This is a genomic window from uncultured Granulicatella sp. (assembly GCF_963521425.1).
Classification (GTDB): domain Bacteria; phylum Bacillota; class Bacilli; order Lactobacillales; family Aerococcaceae; genus Granulicatella.
Genome location: NZ_CAUQUN010000043.1, coordinates 1 through 6,213, shown reverse-complemented (window position 1 = coordinate 6,213; position 6,213 = coordinate 1). Strand labels below are relative to the sequence as shown.

Genomic DNA, 6,213 nt, shown 5'->3' with positions numbered 1-6,213 from the left:
TTAGAAACTATGCTACAGTTTTATATGGAGAAAGGATGTCGTTAAATGGAAGAACAATTTCATGCATTTATTCAATATTTAAAAGTAGAAAGAAGATATTCGATGAAAACAGTCGAAGCCTATCAACGAGATATTGAACAATTTTTGATTTTTTTAAGAGAAATTCCATTAACACAATTATCAGAAGTTACAGCAGTGGATGTAAGAATTTATCTTGGAAAATTACATCAACAACAATATAACCGTTCCAGTATATCACGTTTCTTATCAAGCCTTCGTTCGTTCTTTCAATACTTATTAGAACATGAACTTGTTGAAGAAAATCCATTTGCGAGTGTTTCTTATAAAAAAGGACAAAAACGACTTCCTGAATTTTTTTATGAAGATGAGATGGAAAAATTTATTGTTTCCATTGATGGAAATCAGCCTTTAGACCAACGTAATCGCGCGTTAATTGAAGTATTATATGCTACAGGGATGCGTGTGAGTGAATTAACTGAATTAACTTTACAGCAATTAGATTTAAAAAATGGCGTTATTTTGGTCATTGGGAAAGGTTCAAAAGAACGTTATGTTCCAATCGGAGATTTTGCTACAGAAGCTTTACAGCTTTATTTAGAAGAAAGTCGTTCTTCTTTAATGAGCCAATATAAAAAAGAACATGCTTCTGTATTCGTGAATCATCTAGGTGATCCGATAACAACAACAGGTGTTCGCTATATTTTAAATCAATTATTACAAGAAAGTGGATTACAATTGAAAATTCATCCGCATATGTTGCGACATACTTTTGCGACTCATTTATTAAATAATGGAGCAGATATGAAGACTGTTCAAGAATTATTAGGACACGTTAGTTTAAGTTCTACTCAAATTTATACACATGTCACAAAAGATGCTTTGCAACAAAATTATCAATTATATTTTCCAAGAGCAAAACAAGAGGAAGATACTTTTGATGCATCCAAATTTAACCATAAACCATAGGAGGTTTTGAAATGACAACAATATGTGCCGTTAAAAAAGGAAATCAATCTGCTATAGCAGGTGACGGTCAAATTACCATGGGTGAAAGAATTATTATGAAAGGTAGCGCTAGAAAAATTAGACGTATTTTCGGTGGTGAAGTCGTTGTTGGTTTTGCTGGTGGAGTTGCAGATGCGATTACTTTAGAAGAAATGTTTGAAGACCAATTAAAGCAATTTAAAGGGAATTTACAAAGAGCAGCTATTGAACTAGCAAAACAATGGAGAACTGACCGTACCTTACAAAAATTAGAAGCGATGCTGATTGTAATGAATAAAGATCAATTATTATTAGTTTCAGGTACTGGTGAAGTAATTGAGCCAGATGATGGGATTTTAACAATTGGTTCAGGTGGGAACTTTGCATTATCAGCTGCTAGAGCTTTATTACGTTTTGGGGATGAAAATTTAAGCGCAGAAGATATTGCAAGAGAAAGTTTAAAAGTTGCTTCAGAAATTGATGTGTATACAAATGATGCAATTATTACAGAAGTAGTATAGGAGACGGGAAAATGAATTCAAAAATTAGTAAGACACCTAGAGAGGTCGTACAAGAATTAGACCAATTTATTGTAGGTCAAGCTAGTGCCAAACGTGCTTTAGCAGTTGCTCTACGTAATCGTTATCGTCGATTATTATTAGATGAAGAAATGCAAAAAGAAGTGACGCCTAAAAACTTATTAATGATTGGACCAACTGGTGTAGGGAAAACAGAATTAGCGAGACGTTTAGCTAAATTAGTCGATGCTCCATTTGTTAAAGTAGAAGCCACTAAATTTACAGAGGTGGGTTATGTCGGTCGTGATGTAGAATCAATGGTTCGTGACTTAGTTGAAAATGCGATTAGTATAGTTCAGAAACAAAAGCAAGAAGATGTACGTCCGCAAGCTTATGATAAGGCTGTACGTAAATTAGCAAAAATTTTAAAACCTGGTATCATGAAAAAAGTAGCAAATCCACAACAAGATTCTCTAATGAATTTATTCCAATCAATGGGCTTACCAAAAACAGACCTACCACAAGAGGAAAAAGAAGAAGTAACAGAGGAAATTGCTGCATCAAGACGTGAAATTGAGCAACAATTAAGAAATGGTTTATTAAAAAATCAAGAAGTTACGATTGAAGTAGAAGAAAAACCATTACGTATGACTGGCAATTCAAATGGAATGGAGCAAATGATGCAAATTCAATCCATGTTAGACCAAATGACACCTAAAAAACGTTCAAAACGTACCGTTAGTGTAGAAGAAGCTTTAGATATTTTAACTGAACAAGAAGCAGATCAATTAGTCAATAAAGATGATGTACATGCTGAAGCATTAAAACTAGCAGAAACATCAGGAATTATTTTTATTGATGAGATTGATAAAATTGCTGCAAAAGGACATAATGGCGGGGAAGTTTCTAGAGAAGGTGTTCAAAGAGATATTTTACCTATTGTAGAAGGAAGCCAAGTTCAAACAAAATATGGTACCATTCAAACAGATCATATTTTATTCATTGCTTCAGGAGCTTTCCATGTTGCTAAACCAAGCGATTTAATGCCTGAATTACAAGGTCGTTTCCCAATTCGTGTGGAATTACAAGATTTATCAAAAGATGATTTCGAACGTATTTTAACAGAACCTAAGAATGCACTATTAAAACAATATAAAGCATTATTAGCAACTGAAAATGTTGAAGTTATCTTTACAAAAGAAGCTGTTTCAGCACTTGCTAGAACAGCGTTTGAAGTGAATAGTAATATGGAAAATATTGGTGCAAGAAGATTGCATACTATTCTAGAAACATTATTAGAAGAATTATTATTTGAAGCTCCTCAAATGCAAATGGGAAGTATTCAAATTACTGAGCAATATGTGGAATCAAAATTAAATACGATTACAGCTGATCGTGATTTAAGTCGTTATATTTTATAGGAAGGAGAGAGAGCATTGCAACAAGTACTTAAAGATTTAAGAAAAATCAATACGGTTTTACAATATGATAATTTATGGACATTAGATGAAAAAGCTGATTTACCATTTAATACTTTAAGTGGTGTATTAGGAACTTTATTGAAAGTAGATTTATTTATTGCATCACCAGAAGGTAGAATTTTAGGGGTTCATGATCATTTTCAATTAAATAATGCTCGGATGCATGAATATGTTTCAACAAGACAATTTCCTGATTTTTATATGAATGCTTTGAATTCTATTGAAACAAATTTAGAAAATATATCAGTAGATGCTGAATTAACGATTTTTCCTGTGGAATTAAAACAGGAATATCTTGAAGCAAAAACGACGATTATTCCGATTTATGCTTCTGGGAACCGTTTAGGATTTGTTGTGATGGGAAAAGCTAAAGAGTCATTTTCTGCAGGCGATTTGATTTTAGCAGAACATGCTGCAACTGTAATTGGAACAGAATTATTGCACTGGCAAACAAAACGAATTGAACAAGAAAATCGAGAAAAGCAAAATGTTCATTTAGCTTTAAAATCTCTTTCTTATAGCGAAATTGAAGCCATTAAAATTATTTTATCATTATTTGATGGGATTGAATTACGATTTACTGCATTGAAAATTGCCAAAGAATTTGATATTACACGTACGGTAATTGTAAATGCGATTCGTAAATTAGAATCTGCAGGGGTACTTGAGAGTAGAAGTTTAGGAACAAAAGGAACATTTTTACGAATCAAGAACCAACACATTCACCAAGCGTTGAATGCTGAACTAGCTAATTTATAGACAAAAAGGAATAACTTACCAAAAAATAGGTTATTCCTATTTTACGTATATTTAAAACTTATAGTGGAAAAACGCCATTAATGTTAAAAGATAGGTAGAAAAATCTTATTTGTTTGTGAGGTCGCCAGCAGCCTCGCAAGCGAGTCTCATGGCTAAAATTCGAGCCTTGGTCTCGAATTTTACCTGTAATGAAAGCTAGGGGCTAGCTTTCATTACTTTCACTACAAAACGATTTTTATTCCTATCTTTTGTTACGTGTTTAAATGGCGCTTTGTCAAATAGGATTGGTGGATTTTCCCATCAACCCAATATAGTATAATTAAATCAAAGATGACAATGGGATCAGGAGGAATTGTTATGGGTAATAATGTAGCTGTTAAAGTCTCAAATCTTTCAAAAGAGTTTTTGTTAGGACAAGACAAAACTGTTTCTATTTTGAAAGATATTTCTTTATCTGTCAATTATGGAGATTTTGTATCAATACTTGGTGTCAGCGGTTCTGGAAAGTCTACTTTACTAAGTTGCTTATCAAGTTTATCTGAACCAACAAGTGGCGAAGTTGTTATCAATGGTGTAAATCCTTACACCTTAAAAGAAGGGAAGCTTGCTAAATTTAGAAGACAAGATATTTCAATTATTTTTCAAAATTATAATCTAGTACCTGCTCTACCTGTACTAGAAAATGTTACACTTCCTCTGAGACTTTCGGGAAAGAGTGTTGATAGCAATAAAGTAAGAAAAATGTTGGATAGTTTGAATTTTAAAGCAGAACTATCATCATTAGTTGCTACCTTATCAGGTGGAGAACAGCAAAAAGTGGCTATTACTCGTGCAATAATAGCTGATAGTAAAATTATTTTTGCTGATGAGCCAACAGGAGCTCTGGACAGCGTCTCAAGAAAACTTATTTTTGAAACACTTCGTAATTTAGCGAGTCAAGGAAAATGTGTTTTTATGGTCACTCATGATATTGAGTTGGCTTCAAAAACTGACAGAGCACTCATTTTAAAAGACGGAAAAATATCTCGACAAATTATTAAACCTTCAGCTGATGAGCTCTACCAAGCACTTGAAAGTAGTAAAGATTAATTTGAGGAGGATTTATTATGCTAAAATTAATCATTTACCAATTTCAGTACTCAAAAAGACAATGGTTAGGAACAATACCATTACTATTTGTATCTAGCCTGATTGTTGGAACATCTTTATTTGGTATTGCTAGTTCAATAAAGACTGCAAATATTAACGCTTCACAACTTTTTCAAATGCTAATTATTTTTGGCGGGACTACTCTATTTTTCCTTATTTCAAATAATATAAGACTGCTTATAGATATCTTTAAAAAGGATTACCAATTATGGGCTATCTTAGGCGCAAGCAGAACTCAGCTATCTTTATTAGTAGCTGGACAGTTTTATTTAATGGCAGTGATTGTTAGTAGTATTGGCACAATACTTTCATTTATAATGACAGATAGTTACTACAAATTTTTACAAAATTTATTAGGAAGAGATGAGTTACCTGATTTAGTTATCACAGCCAACATTCAATCAATTTTATTGAGTGTTTTTATAGTCCCAACAATTGTCGGGATAGGGGCTTACTTTTATTCAAGCCGAATACTTAAAATATCATCAATATTAAAACCAAAAAAGAAAAAAAGAAAAGTCACAGTAATGGGTTTCGTTAATATCTCTGTTAGTTTATTACTATGGCTACTATGTATAGGTTTTATTGTTTCAGCAGGTTTTATTAGAAATAAAGAAATAATTGCAAAACAGTCAAGCATAATATTATTTTTATTAATTATTCACATCCTTATTATTCAATCACTATCTCCATCAATTCAAATGTTTCTAATAAAATTTTTAATGAGGATGTTTCCAACTGAAAATTATGTAATCAATACAGGATTTTGGAATCTACTATCCAATCCTAGCTATTTAAAGAGTATACAAACTTCAATGAGCATGGGAGTAACTCTCATTTCTGGGTTTATTCTTTACACCCAAAATATGTATTCATTCATGAATACAGCAAACGGTGTAGACGAAGCAAGAGCTTCCTTTATTGCTTATCTGTCTGCTCCAATTATTCTGATTATTACTAGTTCTATTTCTCTTACAATTTTATCTTCTAATAAAGATATTGAGGACATTAAACAGTTAAAGACACTAGGAGTGTCAAGATTACAACTTTTTAAAATACGTATAGCCGAGGCAATAATACATTCGGTGTTAATTTTATTAGTATCAGTAGTTTTCAATTTAATAATTTTAATTTTAGTAAGCTTTATTGGACAAGTTTTAGGCCGTAGTTTAGTAGATATATCAGGTTTCTGGCAACCGAGCCTTATAATTATTTCTTTGTTAGTTATTTTTTATAGTATTACAAAGGGATTTTATTTATTTCAAGATAGATAAATTGGAATAGTTACTGATTCAAAAAGA

6 protein-coding genes are annotated in these 6,213 nt (G+C 32.0%); all 6 read left to right on the top strand.

Annotated elements, in window-relative coordinates; genetic code table 11:
* The first annotated feature begins 45 nt into the window (after nucleotides 1–45).
* The 6 genes from xerC to RWO76_RS08625 all read left to right on the top strand — a co-directional run bounded on the left by xerC (nucleotide 46) and on the right by RWO76_RS08625 (nucleotide 6,186).
* The gene (xerC, locus tag RWO76_RS08650) at nucleotides 46–987 is read left to right on the top strand and encodes a tyrosine recombinase XerC (protein ID WP_314355239.1); all 942 of its coding nucleotides are present in this window, start codon (nucleotides 46–48) and stop codon (nucleotides 985–987) included.
* Between the two features lie 11 nt (nucleotides 988–998).
* Nucleotides 999–1,526 carry an HslVU peptidase proteolytic subunit gene (hslV, locus tag RWO76_RS08645; RefSeq protein ID WP_006702671.1) on the top strand — a complete coding sequence of 176 codons (528 nt, stop codon included), beginning with the start codon at nucleotides 999–1,001 and terminating at the stop codon, nucleotides 1,524–1,526.
* Between the two features lie 11 nt (nucleotides 1,527–1,537).
* Complete coding sequence (hslU, locus tag RWO76_RS08640) at nucleotides 1,538–2,944, top strand: ATP-dependent protease ATPase subunit HslU (protein ID WP_314355238.1); 1,407 nt, start codon at nucleotides 1,538–1,540, stop codon at nucleotides 2,942–2,944.
* A 15-nt stretch (nucleotides 2,945–2,959) separates the two neighbouring features.
* The gene (codY, locus tag RWO76_RS08635) at nucleotides 2,960–3,763 is read left to right on the top strand and encodes a GTP-sensing pleiotropic transcriptional regulator CodY (RefSeq protein WP_314355237.1); all 804 of its coding nucleotides are present in this window, start codon (nucleotides 2,960–2,962) and stop codon (nucleotides 3,761–3,763) included.
* A gap of 357 nt (nucleotides 3,764–4,120) precedes the next feature.
* Nucleotides 4,121–4,852, top strand: a complete 732-nt coding sequence (locus RWO76_RS08630; RefSeq protein WP_314355236.1) for an ABC transporter ATP-binding protein — start codon at nucleotides 4,121–4,123, stop codon at nucleotides 4,850–4,852.
* Nucleotides 4,853–4,869: 17 nt separating this feature from the next.
* Nucleotides 4,870–6,186: a beta-carotene 15,15'-monooxygenase gene (locus RWO76_RS08625; RefSeq protein ID WP_314355235.1), complete on the top strand. Its 1,317-nt coding sequence runs from the start codon at nucleotides 4,870–4,872 to the stop codon at nucleotides 6,184–6,186.
* The last annotated feature ends 27 nt before the right edge of the window (nucleotides 6,187–6,213 follow it).